This window comes from Salmonella sp. 2020_1395 (assembly GCF_043848115.1).
GTDB lineage: Bacteria > Pseudomonadota > Gammaproteobacteria > Enterobacterales > Enterobacteriaceae > Salmonella > Salmonella enterica.
Genome location: NZ_JBCMFH010000007.1, coordinates 34,272 through 54,626, shown reverse-complemented (window position 1 = coordinate 54,626; position 20,355 = coordinate 34,272). Strand labels below are relative to the sequence as shown.

Genomic DNA, 20,355 nt, shown 5'->3' with positions numbered 1-20,355 from the left:
TTATGGCGCATAAGTAATGCCCGACAGACGCAGCGCCATCGGGCCATTTTCACAACATAAGCGCTTACGCGTAAACCGGGAAGCGGGCGCAGATATCCAGTACTTTCGCTTTCACGCGTTCAATGGTGGCTTCATCATTGATGTTGTCCAGCACGTCACACATCCAGCCAGCCAGCTCTTTCACTTCCGCTTCTTTGAAGCCGCGACGAGTGACCGCCGGAGAACCGATACGGATACCGGAAGTCACGAACGGGCTCTTCGGATCGTTCGGCACGCTGTTTTTGTTCACCGTGATGTTAGCACGGCCCAGCGCGGCGTCAGCTTCTTTACCGGTCAGGTTTTTATCCACCAGGTCCAGCAGGAACAGGTGGTTCTCAGTGCCGCCAGACACCACTTTGTAGCCGCGGTTCAGGAACACTTCCACCATCGCTTTGGCGTTTTTCGCCACCTGCTGCTGGTAAACTTTGAACTCCGGCTCCATCGCTTCTTTCAGCGCTACCGCTTTACCAGCGATCACGTGCATCAGCGGGCCGCCCTGCGCGCTTGGGAACACGGCGGAGTTCAGTTTTTTGTACAGCTCTTCGTCGCCGCCCTTCGCCAGGATCAGGCCGCCGCGCGGACCCGCCAGGGTTTTGTGGGTGGTGGTGGTGACAACGTGAGCGTGCGGAACCGGGTTCGGGTAAACGCCTGCGGCAATCAGGCCCGCCACGTGCGCCATGTCGACAAACAGGTATGCGCCGATGCTGTCAGCGATTTCACGCATTTTTGCCCAGTCAACCACGCCGGAGTAGGCAGAGAAGCCGCCGATAATCATCTTCGGCTTGTGCTCTTTGGCCAGCTTCGCCATCTCGTCATAGTCAATTTTACCGGACTCATCGATACCGTAAGGTACGATGTTGTACAGTTTACCGGAGAAGTTAACCGGGGAGCCGTGAGTCAGGTGGCCGCCCTGCGCCAGGTTCATACCCAGAACGGTATCGCCCGGTTGCAGCAGCGCGGTGTAAACAGCGAAGTTAGCCTGAGAACCGGAGTGCGGCTGCACGTTAGCGTAGTCGGCGCCGAACAGTTCTTTCGCGCGGTCGATAGCCAGCTGCTCTACGACATCAACGTATTCGCAACCGCCGTAGTAGCGCTTGCCCGGATATCCTTCAGCGTATTTGTTGGTCAGCTGAGACCCCTGCGCCTGCATCACGCGCGGGCTGGTGTAGTTTTCGGAGGCGATCAGTTCGATGTGCTCTTCCTGACGTACTTTTTCCTGCTCCATAGCCTGCCACAACTCGGCATCATAATCGGCAATGTTCATTTCACGCTTTAACATCCGCATCTCCTGACTCAGCTAACAATAAAATTTGTGCCTGAAAAGGCAGTCCGTGGGACTTCGGCCAACAGTATAACCGAATCATTCTTCGATAACAGGTCTTGACAAAGGTTTTTACGCAAACGATTACCTGTGCGTCAGATAAGGGTTTCCTGAACGAGAGTCTGACGAATTTCAACGGATTTCTTTTCAGCTTTGTGATGCAGATTTTTCACGTTGTTACATCCATAACGTAAAGCAGAGAAGATCCATTTACAATGCAAGGGTATTTTTATAAGATGCATTTGATATACATCATTAGATTTTCACATAAAGGAAGCACGTATGCTTGACGCACAAACCATCGCTACAGTAAAGGCCACCATTCCCCTGCTGGTTGAAACAGGACCGAAACTGACCGCCCACTTCTACGACCGTATGTTTACGCATAACCCGGAGCTCAAAGAAATCTTCAATATGAGCAACCAGCGTAACGGCGATCAGCGTGAAGCCCTGTTTAATGCTATCGCGGCCTACGCCAGCAATATCGAAAATTTACCGGCGTTGCTGCCGGCGGTAGAAAAAATCGCGCAGAAGCACACCAGCTTCCAGATTAAGCCGGAGCAGTACAACATCGTCGGGACACATCTGCTGGCGACGCTGGACGAAATGTTCAACCCGGGCCAGGAAGTGCTGGACGCGTGGGACAAAGCCTATGGCGTACTGGCTAACGTCTTTATTCATCGGGAAGCCGAGATTTATCACGAGAACGCCAGCAAAGACGGCGGCTGGGAAGGCACGCGCCCCTTCCGCATCGTTGCGAAAACCCCGCGTAGCGCACTGATCACCAGCTTTGAGTTTGAACCGGTCGACGGCGGTACGGTGGCGGAATACCGTCCCGGGCAGTATCTGGGCGTCTGGCTGAAGCCGGAAGGTTTTGCGCATCAGGAGATCCGCCAATATTCACTGACCCGTAAACCCGATGGCAAAGGGTACCGTATTGCCGTGAAGCGTGAAGACGGCGGCCAGGTATCAAACTGGTTACACCATCACGCCAGCGTAGGCGATGTGGTGCATCTGGCTGCGCCGGCAGGTGACTTCTTTATGAATGTCGCCGCTGATACCCCCGTTTCGCTGATTTCCGCTGGCGTCGGCCAGACGCCGATGTTGGCGATGCTCGATACGCTGGCGAAAGAACAGCATACCGCGCAGGTGAACTGGTTCCACGCGGCGGAGAACGGCGACGTCCATGCGTTTGCCGACGAAGTGAGCGAGCTGGGCCGTACACTGCCGCGTTTCACTGCCCATACCTGGTACCGCGAGCCAACCGAGGCCGATCGCACCCAACGCGTCTTTGACAGCGAAGGGCTGATGGATTTAAGCAAACTGGAAGCCGCGATCAGCGATCCGGCAATGCAGTTCTATCTTTGCGGCCCGGTAGGCTTTATGCAGTTTGCCGCAAAACAACTGGTTTCACTTGGCGTGAATAACGAAAACATTCATTACGAATGCTTCGGCCCGCATAAAGTGCTGTAATTGCAAGAAATCCTCTGAAAAAACGGGCGTTATCGTTAAGGCGAACGCCCGTTTTCCTCCCCGTTCCCCTGCTTATTGCGCTGCTTTTTATGCCTTTCTTTTACAAAAAAGGGGAATAAAAAAAGTCTGTGCAAATCGTGTTATTATTAACGTTTGACTTAGCTCGTTAGGGCATCTTTTTATGCAGCAACCTGTTGTACGCATTGGAGAGTGGCTGGTTACACCTTCTGTTAATCAGATCAGTCGTCAGGGACGCCAGATTACTCTTGAACCACGGCTGATCGATCTTCTGATGTATTTTGCGCATCATCCGGATGAAGTGTTAAGCCGGGATAACATTATTGATCATGTCTGGATGCGCACCATCGTGACCAACCATGTTGTCACCCAAAGCATTTCTGAACTACGCAAATCATTAAGAGATGGCGGAGACAGCAATGCTGAATACATCGTTACCGTACCTAAACGCGGCTATAAGCTGACGGCGCCGGTTATCTGGTGCGAAGAAAATAGCGATGAGATCGATAATCCATCAACGTCGCCGCCGCCGATCGCAGCGACGAATGCAGAACCGACAGAGGGGGTTCCTGCCGCTGCGCCTGTGCCGCCCGCCTCTTTGCAAACGCCGACTAAAAAGGCGAAAAAGCCGCGTATCGCCGCTTTCTGGACGTGGGTGATGTTCCTGCTCTCGCTGGCGACGCTGGTGGTGTTTATCGTGATGTCGGTGGTAGATCATAATGCCGCGGTAACAAAAACGCGGTTATTACTTAACCCACGAGATATAGATGTTCGTTTTGAAGGCGGCAATTCCTGTAATAACTGGGTCTCGCAGGAGTCCTACGCCATCGGTCTGGGCGGCTTAATCACCGACCTGCTGAACACCTACTCGACCTTTATGGTGCACGATAAAACCAATTACCGGGTCAATGAGCCAAGCAGCTCCGGTAAGACGTTAACCATTCAGTTTGTCAATCAGCGCCACTATCGGGCGCAGCAGTGCTTTATGTCTGTGGTGCTCATTGATAACGCCGATGGTTCAACCATGCTGGATAAGCGTTATTTCGTCACCAATACTAACCAGTTGTCCATCCAGGATGATCTGTTTAATAGCCTGTCTTTCGTTTTAACACAGCCCTGGCCTAATCGTATGCGAGAACAACTGGCCCTGTTCAGAACGCCGCAAAATACCGCGCTGATGCGTTTTTATGAGGCGCGCCAGCTTATTCTGAGCGGCGATGCGCAGGCGCTAAGTAAAGCCAGCGATATTCTGAATGGCATTATTAAGGAAACGCCTGATTTCAACTATGCCTATGAATATAAAGTGCTGGTAGATGTATTACGGCAATCACAACAGCCGTTTGATAAAGAACAAGTGGCTGCGCTGAACGAAGAGTTTAAAAAAATAGATCAAATTCCGGGCGTTGAGAAAACGTCTGTTTATTATAAAATCAAGACCGTTGATCTTTTGGGCAAAGGTGATATCGATGCAGCGTATGAGGAAATCAATAAAAGCATCGAGCTTGAAATGTCGTGGTTTAACTATGTCCTGTTGGGGAAAGTTTACGAAATGAAAGGTGAGAATCGTCTGGCCGCTGATGCCTATCTGACCGCCTTTAATTTACGTCCAGGTGAAAACACGCTGTACTGGATCGAAAATGGCGTATTTCAGACATCCGTTCAGAAAATTGTCCCTTATCTGAATAGTTTTCTGGCAGAAGATTAAATTTAACGCTGAACTATGACAAATAAAAGCGAAAAGATATTAAATTTTTCGCTTTTATTTTGTGAAAAACATGTTGCCAAAAATAGCTTATGTTAATTTTGGCAACATATTCATCGCAAAGAAATGCAAATATAACTCTTTGTAATTAAACGATGTTTATCCTTTCATGATATTTTCCATGATATTTATATGTTAATTCAAAAAAATCAATCTATCAGTTTTTTCATGTTTGTGTTTATTTCACTTTTTCTTTAGGACTTATCTCAACCCATTCGTTAATCTTGTCGACAGTTGAACGGGCACGCAGCATATATGAAGCATAAGCCCGGTTCTTAAAAATACAGCTCAGGAGAAATGAACATGAGTTCTGTCAAAAAGATCGGGCTATTTGCCTGTACTGGCGTCGTTGCCGGTAATATGATGGGGAGCGGGATTGCATTATTACCCGCCAACCTTGCCAGTATTGGTGGCATTGCCATCTGGGGCTGGGTAATTTCTATTATTGGGGCAATGTCGCTGGCTTATGTTTATGCGAGGCTGGCAACCAAAAACCCTCAACAGGGTGGCCCTATCGCTTATGCTGGGGAAATATCTCCGGCGTTTGGTTTCCAGACCGGCGTTCTTTATTATCACGCAAACTGGATTGGTAACTTAGCCATCGGCATTACCGCTGTTTCTTATCTTTCTACGTTCTTCCCGGCATTAAATAATCCAATACCGGCAGGTATTGCCTGTATTGCTATCGTCTGGCTGTTCACCTTTATTAATATGCTGGGCGGGGCCTGGGTCAGCCGCTTGACAACGATTGGCCTATTTCTGGTGCTGATCCCGGTAGTCTTGACTGCAGTCGCCGGCTGGCATTGGTTCGATATCGCGACCTATCACGCGAACTGGAACACGTCCACGACGACCGACTCTCACGCCATTGTTAAAAGTATTCTGCTCTGCCTGTGGGCGTTCGTTGGCGTTGAGTCTGCCGCCGTCAGCACCGGCATGGTGAAAAACCCGAAACGCACCGTACCGCTGGCAACCATGCTGGGTACCGCGCTGGCAGGCATCATCTATATCGCCGCGACTCAGGTTATCGCCGGGATGTTCCCTGCTTCCGTTATGGCCTCTTCCGGCGCGCCGTTCGCTATCAGTACCTCCACGATTCTGGGTGGCTGGGCTGCGCCGCTGGTTTCCGCCTTTACCGCTTTCGCCTGCCTGACGTCTCTGGGCTCCTGGATGATGCTGGTCGGCCAGGCTGGGGTTCGCGCCGCCAACGACGGCAACTTCCCGAAAATTTACGGTGAAATGGATAAAAACGGTATTCCGAAAAAAGGTCTGCTGTTGGCTGCGGTGAAAATGACGGCGCTGATGATTCTGATCACCATCATGAACTCCAGCGGCGGTAAAGCGTCCGACCTGTTCGGCGAACTGACCGGGATTGCCGTACTGCTTACCATGCTGCCGTACTTCTACTCCTGTGTTGACCTGATTCGCTTCGAAGGGTTCAACATCCGTAACTCGGTAAGCCTGATTTGTTCTGTACTGGGCTGCGCATTTTGCTTCATCGCACTGATGGGCGCCAGCTCCTTCGAACTCTCCGGCACCTTTATCGTCAGTCTGATCATCCTGATGTTCTACGGTCGCAAAATGCACCAGCGCCAGAACAACGACAGCGACAACAATACGGCTGAAGCGCTTTAACCGCTAACTCCTTTTTCTCAAAGCCCCTTTCGTCACCTGCTATAGCGTAGCGGGAGGGGCCCACTTTACCAGGAACAAGACTATGAACGTTATTGCTATCATGAACCACATGGGCGTCTACTTTAAAGAAGAGCCTATTCGTGAACTGCATCGTGCACTGGAAGGTTTAAATTTCCGTATCGTCTATCCAAACGACCGAGAAGACCTGCTGAAGCTGATTGAAAATAACTCCCGCCTTTGCGGCGTCATTTTCGACTGGGATAAATATAACCTTGAGCTTTGCGAAGAGATTAGCAAGCTGAACGAGTATATGCCGCTGTACGCCTTCGCCAACAGCTACTCTACGCTGGACGTCAGCCTCAACGATCTGAGAATGCAGGTTCGCTTCTTTGAATATGCTTTAGGCGCCGCAGCCGATATCGCGGCGAAAATTCGCCAGAATACCGATGAATACATCGACAATATTCTGCCGCCGCTGACAAAAGCGTTGTTCAAATATGTGCGCGAAGGGAAATATACTTTCTGTACGCCTGGCCACATGGGCGGGACCGCTTTCCAGAAAAGCCCCGTCGGCAGCATCTTTTATGATTTCTTCGGCCCGAACACGATGAAATCCGATATTTCGATTTCCGTTTCCGAACTGGGTTCACTGCTGGACCACTCCGGCCCGCATAAAGAAGCGGAAGAGTATATCGCCCGCGTCTTTAACGCCGAACGTAGCTACATGGTGACGAACGGCACCTCTACGGCGAACAAAATCGTCGGTATGTACTCCGCGCCGGCAGGCAGCACGGTACTGATTGACCGTAACTGCCATAAATCGCTGACCCATCTGATGATGATGAGCGACATTACGCCGATTTATTTCCGCCCAACCCGTAACGCCTACGGTATTCTTGGCGGTATTCCGCAAAGCGAGTTCCAGCACGCCACTATCGCTAAACGGGTAAAAGAGACGCCTAACGCAACCTGGCCGGTCCATGCTGTTATTACTAACTCAACCTATGACGGTCTGTTGTATAACACTGACTACATCAAGAAAACTCTGGACGTGAAGTCCATTCATTTTGACTCCGCCTGGGTGCCTTATACCAATTTCTCCCCTATTTATCAGGGTAAATGCGGTATGAGCGGCGACCGTGTAGAAGGCAAAATCATTTATGAAACCCAGTCCACGCATAAACTGCTGGCGGCGTTTTCACAGGCATCCATGATTCATGTTAAAGGCGACATTAACGAAGAAACCTTTAACGAAGCCTACATGATGCATACCACCACTTCTCCGCACTACGGTATCGTAGCGTCTACTGAAACCGCAGCGGCGATGATGAAAGGTAATGCGGGTAAACGCCTGATTAACGGCTCTATTGAACGTGCGATTAAATTCCGTAAAGAAATTAAACGCCTGAAAAGCGAATCTGACGGCTGGTTCTTTGACGTATGGCAGCCGGAACATATCGATGGAGCTGAGTGCTGGCCGCTGCGTTCAGATAGCGCATGGCATGGCTTCAAAAATATCGATAACGAACACATGTACCTCGACCCGATCAAAGTCACTATCCTGACGCCGGGGATGAAGAAAGACGGTACGATGGATGAGTTCGGTATTCCGGCAAGTCTGGTCGCCAAATATCTCGATGAACGCGGCATCATCGTAGAAAAAACCGGTCCATACAACCTGCTGTTCCTGTTCAGCATTGGTATCGACAAAACCAAAGCTCTGAGCCTGCTGCGCGCGCTCACTGAATTTAAACGCGCCTTTGACCTGAACCTGCGCGTCAAAAACATTCTGCCGGCACTGTACCGCGAAGCGCCTGAGTTTTATGAAAATATGCGCATCCAGGAACTGGCGCAGAATATTCATAAACTGGTCGAACATCATAATCTGCCGGACTTAATGTACCGTGCGTTCGAAGTGCTGCCGAAAATGGTGATGACGCCGTATACTGCGTTCCAGAAAGAGCTGCATGGCGAAACGGAAGAGGTGTATCTTGAAGAGATGGTTGGACGCGTCAACGCCAACATGATCCTTCCTTACCCTCCGGGAGTGCCGCTGGTGATGCCTGGTGAAATGATCACCGAGGAAAGCCGTCCGGTACTGGAATTCCTGCAAATGCTGTGCGAAATCGGCGCCCACTATCCGGGCTTCGAAACCGATATCCACGGCGCCTATCGTCAGGCAGACGGACGTTACACCGTTAAGGTGCTGAAAGAAAATACGAAATAAGTACCAAAGGGAAGTGGCTTGCCACTTCCCTTTTTTCACGCAGCAAGGAGACTTTATGAAAACACCCTCACAACCGCGCGCGATTTTTTACATCGTGGCGATTCAAATTTGGGAATACTTCAGCTTTTACGGCATGCGTGCCTTACTCATCCTTTATCTTACCCACCAGCTTGGTTTTAATGACAGCCACGCGATCAACCTCTTCAGCGCCTACGCCTCTTTAGTTTACGTTACCCCTATTCTTGGCGGCTGGCTTGCCGACCGCCTGCTTGGCAACCGCGTGGCGGTTATCACCGGCGCCTTATTGATGACGCTGGGTCATGTGGTATTGGGCTTAGAATCTGATTCAACGCTGAGTTTATATGCGGCGCTGGCCATTATTATCTGCGGCTACGGCTTGTTTAAATCCAATATTAGCTGTCTGCTGGGCGAACTTTACGCCCCTGATGACAACCGCCGCGACGGGGGATTCTCGCTGCTCTACGCCGCCGGGAATATTGGATCGATAGCCGCGCCGATCGCCTGTGGTCTGGCGGCGCAGTGGTATGGCTGGCATGTCGGCTTTGCGCTGGCGGGCGTGGGAATGTTCATCGGCCTGCTCATCTTTTTAAGCGGTCATCGCCACTTTCAGCAGACGCGTGGGGTTAATCGCCCCGCGCTGCGGGCGGTTAAATTCGCCCTTCCAACCTGGGGTTGGCTAGTATTAATGCTGTGTATCGCGCCGGTATTCTTCACCCTCCTGCTGGAAAATAACTGGTCTGGCTATGTGCTGGCCATTGTCTGCGTCTTCGCGGCGCAACTTATCGCCCGTATTATGGTTAAATTTCCCGAACACCGTCGCGCCTTGTGGCAAATCGTTCTGTTAATGATCACCGGCACTCTCTTCTGGGTTCTGGCGCAGCAGGGCGGAAGTTCGATCAGTTTATTCATCGACCGTTTTGTCAACCGCCACTGGCTGAACATGACCGTCCCCACCGCATTGTTCCAGTCGGTCAATGCGATTGCGGTGATGGCGGCGGGCGTGGTGCTGGCGTGGCTGAGCAGCCCGAAAGAGAGCGCCCGCTCGGTGCTGCGCGTCTGGCTTAAATTTGCCGTGGGGCTGGTATTAATGGGCGGCGGTTTTATGCTGCTGGCGCTAAACGCGCATCAGGCCCGGTTAGATGGGCAGGCATCAATGGGAATGATGATCGCAGGGCTGGCGCTGATGGGCTTTGCGGAGCTGTTTATTGATCCGGTCGCGATGGCGCAAATTACCCGCCTCAACCTGCCTGGCGTCACGGGCGTACTAACCGGTATTTATATGCTGGCGACCGGCGCGGTCGCTAACTGGCTGGCTGGCGTCGTCGCGCAACAAACCACGGAATCGCAAATTAGTGATACGGCGGTAGCCGCCTACGGACACTTTTTCTCGCAAATGGGCGAGTGGACGCTAAGTTGCGTGGCGCTGATCGTCGCCATTGTCGGCCTGAGATGGGTTTGCACCCGGACTACATCGGCGCTACCGCAGGGCGATTAAACGGTGGTTCGCTGCCCACAAGGAGGAGACGGGCAGCGAATCGGCACATCAGATAGCCGCGTCGTCTTCTTCGCCAGTACGGATACGAATAACGCGGGCGACATCAAAGACAAAGATCTTACCGTCACCGATTTTCCCCGTCTGCGCGGTACGAATGATGGTATCAACACAGGTATCCACGATGTCGTCAGGCACAACGATTTCAATTTTTACCTTCGGCAGAAAATCCACCATATATTCCGCGCCGCGATACAGCTCGGTGTGGCCTTTTTGACGGCCAAAGCCTTTGACTTCAGTGACCGTCATGCCGGTAATACCTACCTCGGCCAGCGCTTCACGGACATCGTCCAGCTTGAAGGGTTTAATAATCGCATCAATCTTTTTCATGCTATTCCTTGAAAAGGTCGCCTGTGTTTTGATCGGTTAAACGTAACATATTTCGCGCTACTTTACGGCATGAAAACTACTCTTTGAAATCATTCGCATCCAGTTCGTGACGGGAGAGTAGCTTATAGAATTCCGTGCGGTTGCGCCCCGCCATCCTTGCCGCGTGCGTCACGTTACCTTTGGTAATTTGCAGTAACTTGCGCAGATAGTTCAGTTCAAATTGGTTTCGCGCTTCGGCAAAAGTTGGCAGCGCGGTGTTTTCGCCTTCCAGCGCCTGCTCGACCAATGCATCGCTGATCACCGGCGAAGAGGTTAACGCCACACATTGTTCAATGACGTTGACCAGTTGGCGCACGTTGCCCGGCCAGCTTGCCGTCATCAGCCGTTTCATTGCATCAGTAGAAAAGGCGCGAACAAACGGTTTATGCCGCTGTGCCGACTGTCTGAGCAGATGATTAGCCAGCAGCGGAATATCCTCGGTACGCTCCGCCAGCGCCGGAATTTTCAGGCTCACGACATTCAGCCGGTAGTACAAATCTTCACGAAATTCGCCCCGCGCCATCGCCTTCGGCAGATCGCGGTGCGTCGCGGAAATAATTCGCACGTCGATATCAATATCGCGATTGCTGCCCAGCGGCCTGACTTTGCGCTCCTGTAACACCCGCAGCAGCTTCACCTGTAACGGCGCGGGCATATCGCCAATTTCATCCAGAAACAGCGTGCCGCCTTCCGCCGCCTGGAACAACCCTTCACGATTGCTCACTGCGCCGGTAAAGGCGCCGCGCGCATGGCCGAATAATTCGGACTCCAGCAACTGTTCCGGCAACGCGCCGCAGTTGATGGCGACAAACGGCTTGTTACTGCGCGAGCTGGCATTATGAATCGCCTGTGCGAAAATCTCTTTTCCGGTGCCGCTTTGTCCGTTAATCAATACGCTGACATCCGACTGCGCGACCATGCGCGCCTGTTCAAGCAGTCGCAGCATCAGCGGGCTACGGGTAACGATAGCGTTGCGCCAGCTATCGTCCGTCGCGGGAGCGGACTGTTCCAGCGCTTCATCTATCGCTTTATATAACGCGTCTCTGTCGATCGGCTTCGTCAAAAAGCTGAATACGCCTTTCTGGGTAGCGGCCACCGCATCCGGAATGGAACCATGCGCCGTCAGAATGATAACCGGCATTCCTGGCTGTACTTTCTGAATTTCTGTGAACAGTTGCATACCATCCATTTCGTCCATGCGCAGGTCGCTTATTACCAGATCCACTTTTTCCCGATGTAGTACCCGTAGTCCTTCCTGGCCGCTCTCTGCGGTCACGACGCTGTATCCTTCACTGGTCAGGCGCATACCGAGCAATTTCAGTAATCCGGGATCGTCATCGACCAGCAGCAGGTGCGCCGGTTTACGGCTTATCATGGCGTTACCTCATCTTGTGACGGCGACGGCGCCGCGCCATCTTCAGACGTCGCGGGTTTGTCATTCGTATGCGGCGTATCGGCGTTGTAATTCCCTGACGGTTTTCGTGTCGAAAGCTGGCGCTCAATATCGGTTAAACTCTCCAGCTTACGGGTGGTAAGATCGAGCTGCGTTTGCAAGGCCTGTTGCTGCTGGCGCAGCGCATCCAGCTCACTATCTGACGTTTGCTGGAGTTTGCTATAACGCTGACGTTCGGCAGAAAGCGCCAGTTGCAGCGCCTGACCGTCATGCCAGATTTGGTAGACGGGCCGTACCTGAGCCGGTATTTGCGCGCTTAACGCCTCCAGACGGGTCACGATGGCGCGCCGCTCCGGCGGCGTAATTTTTGCATCCGCCAGTAAAATCCCGCGCCTGAAGGCATTCTGCCAGTTATCATCCGTCAACGCGCGCGCCTCTGCGCGCGACTGAACCGGCATCAGACGATCGGCGCAGTCAATCGTGCGTAGCCAGTACAGCGGATTCGTCTCCACCGCCTGCCCGCGTAGCGACCAGATATCCGCGCACGCCGTCGGGAGATAATCCGCCAGTTGATAATGGGGGAGCGTGTCCTGCGCTGCGCTACCGGGCAGTTGCTGTGAAGCATGGGGAACACATGCGGTCAGCGCCAGACACGATATGCCCACCGGTATTCCCCACCGCAAAAGGCATCGTTTAATAGTTTGGACTAAAACGTGTGACATACGCACCAGGCTTAAATTCATATTAGTGTTTGTCAGATGCAGGCAGCGGCAGCGAGATGCGAAAACAAACCTCCTGCGCTTTGTCATCCACCAGTTGGATCTCTCCCTGCATTCGACGAATACAATCTCTGGCGATACTCAGCCCTAACCCACTGCCTTTTACCGCCCCTTTTCGCTGGTGGCTTCCCTGGAAAAAAGGCTCAAAAATCATTTCTCTTTCGGTTTGCGGAATCGGCTCGCCGCTATTAACCACATCGATATAAACCGTGGAGCCCTGAGAACGACTACGGATACAAATGTTACCGGATTCAGCGCCATAGTGCACCGCGTTGGAATAGAGATTATCCAGCACGCTCATCAGCAACATGGGCTCTGCTATGCAGCGTTCGGCCTCCAGGTCGACATCGGTATGCATCATTTTAGCGCGGGCAGGCAAACTGTGGGCGGAAACCACCATATCCACAAGCGGCGCGATATCGACCGCTTCCAGCTCTGTGGCACTGTCTACCAGTTTCCGGTTGTAATCAAGCAATTGCTCAATCAATTTTTGTAAATTACGACTGCTGCCATCCAGAATATCGACCACCTCTTTTTGCTCCGGCGTCAGCGGCCCAACCACCTGATCGGCCAGCAGCTCAGTCCCCTCGCGCATACTGGCCAGCGGGGTTTTCAGCTCATGGGACAAGTGACGTAGAAACTGATGGCGCTGGGATTCCAGCCACGCCAGACGTTCACTCAGCCAGATAATGCGCTGCCCCACCGATCGTAATTCACGCGGACCGGTAAAGGTGACGGTATTCCCCAAAGAACGGCCTTCGCCCAGGCGATTAATCATCCGTTCAATTCCTTTCACCGGCCCGATAATCATGCGGGTAAAAAGTAGCACCATCGCCAGGCTCACCAGAAATAGCACCAGCGCCTGCCAGCCGAAAAATTGTCCGCGCTCGGCGATTTCTTGTTGTAACTGCTGCCCGCGCGAGTAAACCACAGTACGCGTCGCCTGCACCATTTCCGTATTCGCGTTGGCAAAGGCCTCCAGACGCGCGGCCGCTGCCGCTTCCGGGCCGCTATCTTTACACTGCAATTGCGCCAGCGCGTTTAAATCCTGGCGTAACGCCTGATACAACTTATCATCCGGCAAGACGCCGGCATGGGCGTCCAGCATATCGCTATAGCGCTTACGCTGGCTTTGATACACTTTTGCCAGCGTCGGATCGTCAAGCACGCAATACTGTCGGTAGCTTCGCTCCATCTCCAGCGCGACGTTGGTCATCGCCTCGCTGCGCCGGGCGTCAATAAGCGTGCTGCGGTTAGTCACCGCAGCCTGATCGCTTAACGCGTTAAGGCTTTGCCACGCCTGCCAGGCCAGAACCAGCAACGGCAGCAGGATCAGCAAAAAGGCCAGCATGACCAATTGTCGTAAAGAACGGGGGAAAACAGACCAGCGCTTCAACGTGTCGCTCACATAAAAGAAGAATAAAAAAGATGCTAACCGAGGGAAGCGCCAGATACAACAAAGCCGGGCTAAACCCGGCTTTGTTATGGAATAAGGCGGTGCCTAACTCGACGTTTCGCCCGGAGGTTGATAAAGCTACGCTATTATCAGAAGTTGGACGGCAGGCACCTTGTTGTGCGTCATTCGAAGTTTATGTAGCACGTCCCTAAGGGGCTGACATAAGAAGGTGAATGAGCCACTGGTTATCATTATGCAGTAATTGTGCCAACATTCAAAAGACTTTGTTAACACAATGATAGATATGAAAAATATCGTTATTCATGCTAAAAATGGCTCTGTCTGTTTTTCGCCCTTTCTGTCGCCAATCAGCAACACCTGCAACACCTAAAAATAAAACAATTTAAAATCAAATAGTTAAATGTCTCTTTTTGGCGACAACCTATCCCCCACTCATGTCGGGATTTCCCGACACTTTAATCTTGCGGCATAAGCACTAGTTTATTGCCGGATGGCGGCGTAAACGCCTTATCCGGCCTACCGCTTGACGTTCAAGACGGTAGCTACAACTACGCTTCCCCGTGGGCCTGATAAACGCCGTCTACAAAAAAGCCCCTCGTGAAGAGGGGCTTAATGGCTATCGGGCTAATTAACCAAGCTGCTTACGCGCATTACGGAAGATACGCATCCACGGGCTATCCTCGCCCCAGTTTTCCGGGTGCCAGGAGTTGGCGACGGTGCGGAATACGCGCTCCGGATGCGGCATCATAATCGTCACCCGACCATTTTCGGTCGTCACCGCCGTGATGCCGTTCGGCGAACCGTTCGGGTTAGCCGGATAGGTTTCGGTCACCTTACCAAAGTTATCAACGTAGCGCAGGGCGACCAGGCCTTTGCTCTCAAGCGCGGCAAGATGCGCATCGTCCCGCACCTCAACGCGCCCTTCCCCATGGGAAACCGCAATCGGCATCTGTGAGCCTACCATTCCTTGCAGCAGCAGCGATGGGCTTTGCGTCACTTCCACCAGGCTGAAGCGGGCTTCGAAGCGGTCAGAATGGTTACGTACAAAACGCGGCCACAGTTCGCTGCCCGGGATCAGTTCGCGCAGATTCGACATCATCTGGCAACCGTTGCACACGCCCAGCGCCAGCGTCTGCGGACGATGGAAGAAGGTTTCGAATTCGTCGCGCACCCGATGGTTAAACAGAATGGATTTCGCCCAGCCTTCGCCCGCCCCCAGCACGTCGCCGTAGGAAAAGCCGCCGCAAGCCACCAGCGCATGGAAGTTGCCCAGACCGATACGACCGCCCAGCAGGTCGCTCATATGGACGTCAATCGCGTCAAAGCCCGCACGATGGAACGCCGCCGCCATCTCCACGTGAGAGTTCACCCCCTGCTCGCGCAGTACAGCGACTTTCGGTCGTGCGCCTGTCGCAATGTACGGCGCGGCGATATCTTCATTAATATCAAACGACAGCTTCACGTTGAGGCCCGGATCGGCATCATTCGCTTTCGCCTCGTGTTCCTGGTCAGCACATTGCGGATTGTCGCGCAGACGCTGCATCTGCCAGGTGGTTTCCGCCCACCAGACACGCAGCGTAGTACGGCTTTCGCTGAATACCGTCCGATCATTAGCGGTAATCACAAAGCGATCGCCAGCCAGGGCCTGACCAAGGTAGTGGACGCAGTCAGCAAGACCGTACTGCGCCAACAGCGTTTCGACCGCGTCTCTGTCTTCAGCGCGTACCTGAATCACGCCGCCCAGCTCCTCGTTGAACAGTGCGGCCAGATGGTCATCGCCCAGCGCGGCGATATCGACCTGCACGCCGCAGTGGCCGGCAAAGGCCATCTCGGCCAGCGTCACCAGCAGACCGCCGTCGGAACGGTCGTGCCAGGCCAGTAATTTACGCGCAGCGACCAGCGCCTGCATGGCGTCATAGAAGCCTTTCAGTTGCGCGACGTCACGCACGTCCGCGGGTTTGTCGCCAAGCTGACGATAGACCTGCGCCAGCGCCGTTGCGCCCAGCGCGTTGTGGCCCTTGCCAAGATCGATCAGCAGCAAGGCGTTATCTTCCGTTGACAGCTGCGGCGTAAGGGTGTGACGCACGTCTTCCACGCGGGCAAACGCGGAAATCACCAGCGACAGCGGCGAGGTCATTTCGCGCTGTTCGTTGCCTTCCTGCCAGCGGGTTTTCATCGACATCGAATCTTTGCCCACCGGAATCGTCAGGCCAAGCTGCGGACAGAGTTCCTCTCCCACCGCTTTAACCGCGTCATATAAACCGGCATCTTCGCCAGGATGACCGGCTGCCGCCATCCAGTTAGCGGAAAGCTTAATGCGCTTGATATCGCCAATCTGCGTCGCGGCAATGTTAGTCAACGCTTCACCGACGGCCAGACGGGCGGAGGCGGCAAAGTCCAGCAGCGCCACCGGCGCGCGCTCGCCAATCGACATCGCTTCGCCGTAGTAGCTGTCGAGGCTGGCGGTAGTGACCGCGCAGTCAGCCACCGGGACCTGCCACGGGCCAACCATCTGGTCACGCGCCACCATACCGGTGACGGTACGGTCGCCAATAGTGACAAGGAAGGTTTTTTCCGCCACGGTCGGCAGATGCAGAACACGATTTACCGCGTCGGCAATAGTGATATCCGCGCGGTTCAGCGCATCGCCTTTCGCCTTCAATGTTTGCACATCGCGGGTCATTTTCGGCGTTTTGCCCAGCAGGACATCCAGCGGCAGGTCGATCGGCTGATTGTCGAAATGGTTATCATGCAACGAGAGATGCTGTTCTTCGGTAGCGTCGCCAATGACCGCATACGGCGCGCGTTCGCGCTTACACAGTTCATCGAACAGCGGCAACTGGTCAGCCGCGACCGCCAGCACATAGCGCTCCTGGGATTCGTTACACCAGATTTCCAGCGGGCTCATGCCCGGCTCGTCGCTAAGAATGTCGCGCAGTTCGAACTTCCCGCCGCGCCCGCCGTCGCTCACCAGCTCCGGCATCGCATTGGAGAGACCGCCCGCGCCCACATCATGGATAAACAAGATTGGGTTAGCGTCGCCCAACTGCCAGCAGCGGTCGATCACCTCCTGGCAGCGGCGTTCCATTTCCGGGTTATCGCGCTGAACAGAGGCAAAATCGAGATCCGCATCAGACTGGCCGGAGGCCATTGACGATGCCGCGCCGCCGCCGAGGCCGATATTCATCGCCGGGCCGCCAAGGACGATCAGCTTCGCGCCCACGACGATCTCGCCTTTCTGCACGTGATCGGCGCGAATATTACCGATCCCGCCCGCCAGCATGATCGGCTTATGGTAGCCGCGCAGCTCTTCGCCGTTGTGGCTGTTCACTTTCTCTTCATAAGTACGGAAGTAACCGGTCAGCGCCGGGCGACCAAATTCGTTGTTAAACGCCGCGCCGCCCAGCGGACCTTCGGTCATGATATCCAGCGCGGTGACAATACGTTCCGGCTTGCCAAAATCCTCTTCCCACGGCTGTTCAAAGCCCGGAATACGCAGGTTGGAAACGGAGAAGCCCACCAGCCCGGCTTTTGGTTTCGCGCCACGCCCGGTGGCGCCTTCATCACGAATTTCGCCGCCGGAACCGGTCGCCGCCCCCGGCCACGGAGAGATGGCGGTTGGGTGGTTATGCGTTTCGACCTTCATCAGAATGTGCGCGGGCTCCTGATGAAAATCGTAACGGCCAGTATTGTGGTCGGCGAAGTAGCGCCCCACCGCAGATCCTTCCATCACCGCGGCATTGTCTTTATAGGCAGAGAGCACATAGTCCGGCGTGGTTTCGAAGGTGTTTTTAATCATTTTAAACAGCGACTTCGGCTGCGGTTTACCGTCGATAATCCAGTCGGCGTTAAAAATCTTGTGGCGGCAGTGCTCGGAGTTCGCCTGGGCGAACATGTACAATTCGATATCGTTCGGGTTGCGTCCCAGTTTGGTAAACGCCTCCTGCAAATAGTCGATTTCATCTTCCGCCAGCGCCAGACCAAGACGCAGGTTGGCGTCAATTAACGCCTGACGGCCTTCTCCCAGCAGATCGACACTGGAAACCGGCGCAGGCTGATGGTGGATAAACAGTTTTTCCGCATCGGTTAAAGAAGAGAACACCGTCTCCATCATACGGTCGTGCAGCTCTGCGGCCACTTGTCGCCACTGTTCCGCCGTCAACGTCGAAGCCTCGATATAGTACGCTACGCCACGCTCCAGACGATCAACCTGTTGCAGGCCGCAGTTGTGGGCGATATCCGTTGCTTTTGAAGACCAGGGGGAGATGGTACCAGGACGCGGTGTGACCAACAGGAGTTTACCCGCCGGCGTATGGCTGCTAAGCGCCGGGCCGTATTGCAGCAGACGGGTAAGCTGCGCCTGCTCGCTATCATTTAACGGGGCGTTCAGGTCAGCAAAATGGACATACTCAGCGTATATATTGTGGACCTGGAGGTTGGCAGCCTGAAAGCGCGCCAGCAGTTTATTGATACGGAATGCAGACAGTGCAGGCGAACCACGCAGAATTTCCATCATAAGTCTCTCGTCTTCTAAGCTTCGGTGTGCGCAAGGGGGGAAACGGCCGTCATTATAAAGAATCTGACGCGTCGACGAAACCGTTTGCGTAGAAATAAAATCACCGCTTTTTCTTGTCATACGGTGCGGCTATCGTTGCGAATAAGTTGCCAACTGGCGCATTGTTACGCAAAATGCCGCTCATTAATGACTTATCTATTGCAGCAAAACATCTTTTTCAGCCCGAGGCAACGCACGATCCAGAGAATTAACTAATTGAAAAAATTAAAGATTAATTATCTGTTCATCGGCATATTGACGCTGCTGCTGGCAGCAGCCCTTTGGCCCTCAATCCCCTGGTTCGGTAAAACCGAAAACCATATCGCCGCGATTCAAGCCCGGGGGGTACTGCGCGTCAGTACGATCGACTCGCCATTAACCTATTCCGTTATCAACGGTAAAAAATATGGTCTGGACTATGAACTGGCGCAGCAGTTCGCCAACTATCTCGGCGTGAAGCTGAAAGTGACGGTGCGCCAGAATATCAGCCAGTTGTTTGACGATCTGGATAACGGCAATGCCGACCTGCTCGCGGCAGGGCTGGTCTACGACAGCGCGCGCGTTAAAAACTATCAGCCCGGCCCCATGTATTATTCGGTTTCGCAACAGCTCGTTTACCGGGTCGGACAATATCGCCCACGTTCGCTGGCGACCGTTAACGAGAATCAGCTTACCATTGCGCCAGGGCACGTCGTGGTCAATGACTTACAGCGTTTAAAAGAGACAAAGTTTCCCGACCTGAGCTGGAAAGTGGATGATAAAAAAGGCTCGACGACGCTGCTGGAAGAGGTCATCAGCGGCAAACTGGATTACACCATTGCCGATTCAGTGGCGATCAGTCTGTTTCAGCGCGTTCATCCCGAGCTGGCCGTGGCGCTGGATGTCACGGATGAACAGCCCGTGACCTGGTTTAGCCGACTGGACGACGATAATACGCTCTCCGCCGCGCTGCTCGATTTTTTCAATTCGATCAATGAAGACGGTTCTCTGGCGCGGATCGAAGAGAAATATCTGGGACATGGCGATGATTTCGACTACGTTGATACCCGCTCTTTCCTGCGAGCGGTAGATAACGTCCTGCCGGAGCTGGAACCGTTATTTAAAAAATATGCCAAAGAGATAGACTGGCGCCTGCTGGCGGCGATTTCTTATCAGGAATCACACTGGGACCCGCTGGCGACCTCGCCAACCGGCGTGCGCGGCCTGATGATGCTGACTAAAAATACCGCCCAAAGTCTGGGGCTGACCGACCGTACCGATGCGGAGCAAAGCATCAGCGGCGGCGCTCGCTATCTTGAAGATATGATGGCTAAAGTTCCCGAAACCGTTCCGGAAGACGAGCGTATCTGGTTTGCTTTAGCCGCCTACAATATGGGTTATGCGCACATGCTCGACGCCAGATCGCTGACGGTAAAAACCAAAGGCAATCCGGATAGCTGGACCGATGTGAAGCAGCGTTTGCCTCTGTTAAGCCAAAAACCGTATTACAGTAAGCTAACCTACGGTTACGCGCGTGGACATGAGGCTTATGCTTATGTGGAAAATATCCGTAAATACCAGATAAGTTTGGTGGGGTATTTGCAGGAAAAAGAAAAGCAGGAAGCGGAAGCTATGAAACTGGCGCAGGATTACCCGGCGGTGTCGCCGGAGGAGCTGAATAAAGCGCCCTTCCCCCTCCTGTCGTTTTTATCGCAGTCATCAGGCTACCTGACGCATTCGCCGTCTTTACTGTTTACGCCGCAGAAGAAAGAAGAAAAATAGCGCGATGGTCTTATCGGATGGCGACGCGCAACG

The 20,355-nt window shown here is 53.4% G+C and carries 13 protein-coding genes; 7 read left to right on the top strand and 6 right to left on the bottom strand.

Annotated features, from left to right (window positions below; genetic code table 11):
• Positions 1-64: 64 nt before the first annotated feature.
• A complete protein-coding gene (glyA, locus tag ACH0WD_RS12920) occupies positions 65-1,318 on the bottom strand; it encodes a serine hydroxymethyltransferase (RefSeq protein ID WP_000919178.1) in 1,254 nt (417 codons plus the stop codon).
• A gap of 324 nt (positions 1,319-1,642) precedes the next feature.
• Here glyA and hmpA point away from each other — a divergent pair, with 324 nt between their 5' ends.
• The 5 genes from hmpA (at position 1,643) to dtpD (ending at position 9,991) form a co-directional block, all read left to right on the top strand.
• Positions 1,643-2,833 carry an NO-inducible flavohemoprotein gene (gene hmpA / locus ACH0WD_RS12915; RefSeq protein ID WP_000883139.1) on the top strand — a complete coding sequence of 397 codons (1,191 nt, stop codon included), beginning with the start codon at positions 1,643-1,645 and terminating at the stop codon, positions 2,831-2,833.
• A gap of 181 nt (positions 2,834-3,014) precedes the next feature.
• Complete coding sequence (cadC, locus tag ACH0WD_RS12910; RefSeq protein ID WP_001747772.1) at positions 3,015-4,556, top strand: lysine decarboxylation/transport transcriptional activator CadC; 1,542 nt, start codon at positions 3,015-3,017, stop codon at positions 4,554-4,556.
• A gap of 360 nt (positions 4,557-4,916) precedes the next feature.
• Positions 4,917-6,248 carry a cadaverine/lysine antiporter gene (cadB, locus tag ACH0WD_RS12905; RefSeq protein ID WP_000100008.1) on the top strand — a complete coding sequence of 444 codons (1,332 nt, stop codon included), beginning with the start codon at positions 4,917-4,919 and terminating at the stop codon, positions 6,246-6,248.
• A gap of 82 nt (positions 6,249-6,330) precedes the next feature.
• Positions 6,331-8,475: a lysine decarboxylase CadA gene (gene cadA / locus ACH0WD_RS12900; RefSeq protein ID WP_001100652.1), complete on the top strand. Its 2,145-nt coding sequence runs from the start codon at positions 6,331-6,333 to the stop codon at positions 8,473-8,475.
• Positions 8,476-8,530: 55 nt separating this feature from the next.
• The gene (dtpD, locus tag ACH0WD_RS12895) at positions 8,531-9,991 is read left to right on the top strand and encodes a dipeptide permease DtpD (RefSeq protein WP_000856793.1); all 1,461 of its coding nucleotides are present in this window, start codon (positions 8,531-8,533) and stop codon (positions 9,989-9,991) included.
• 48 nt (positions 9,992-10,039) lie between these two features.
• On the opposite strand, the gene glnB is transcribed toward dtpD, so the two are convergent.
• The 5 genes from glnB to purL all read right to left on the bottom strand — a co-directional run bounded on the left by glnB (position 10,040) and on the right by purL (position 18,522).
• Positions 10,040-10,378, bottom strand: coding sequence for a nitrogen regulatory protein P-II (gene glnB / locus ACH0WD_RS12890; protein WP_000717694.1), 339 nt, complete (start codon positions 10,376-10,378; stop codon positions 10,040-10,042).
• Between the two features lie 76 nt (positions 10,379-10,454).
• Positions 10,455-11,789 carry a two-component system response regulator GlrR gene (gene glrR, locus ACH0WD_RS12885; RefSeq protein ID WP_024132353.1) on the bottom strand — a complete coding sequence of 445 codons (1,335 nt, stop codon included), beginning with the start codon at positions 11,787-11,789 and terminating at the stop codon, positions 10,455-10,457.
• Positions 11,789-12,553 (bottom strand): two-component system QseEF-associated lipoprotein QseG, encoded by a 765-nt coding sequence (qseG, locus tag ACH0WD_RS12880; protein ID WP_001054248.1) that lies wholly within the window; start codon positions 12,551-12,553, stop codon positions 11,789-11,791. The genes glrR and qseG overlap by 1 nt, the downstream gene beginning before the upstream one ends.
• Position 12,554: 1 nt before the next feature.
• Positions 12,555-13,985, bottom strand: a complete 1,431-nt coding sequence (qseE, locus tag ACH0WD_RS12875; RefSeq protein ID WP_001747773.1) for a two component system sensor histidine kinase QseE/GlrK — start codon at positions 13,983-13,985, stop codon at positions 12,555-12,557.
• 649 nt (positions 13,986-14,634) lie between these two features.
• Entirely contained in the window at positions 14,635-18,522 is a 3,888-nt protein-coding gene (purL, locus tag ACH0WD_RS12870; RefSeq protein WP_000970051.1) for a phosphoribosylformylglycinamidine synthase, read from the bottom strand.
• A 24-nt stretch (positions 18,523-18,546) separates the two neighbouring features.
• Here purL and ACH0WD_RS12865 point away from each other — a divergent pair, with 24 nt between their 5' ends.
• Complete coding sequence (locus ACH0WD_RS12865; RefSeq protein ID WP_001667158.1) at positions 18,547-18,777, top strand: hypothetical protein; 231 nt, start codon at positions 18,547-18,549, stop codon at positions 18,775-18,777.
• Complete coding sequence (gene mltF / locus ACH0WD_RS12860; protein ID WP_000734249.1) at positions 18,778-20,322, top strand: membrane-bound lytic murein transglycosylase MltF; 1,545 nt, start codon at positions 18,778-18,780, stop codon at positions 20,320-20,322.
• Positions 20,323-20,355 lie beyond the last annotated feature (33 nt).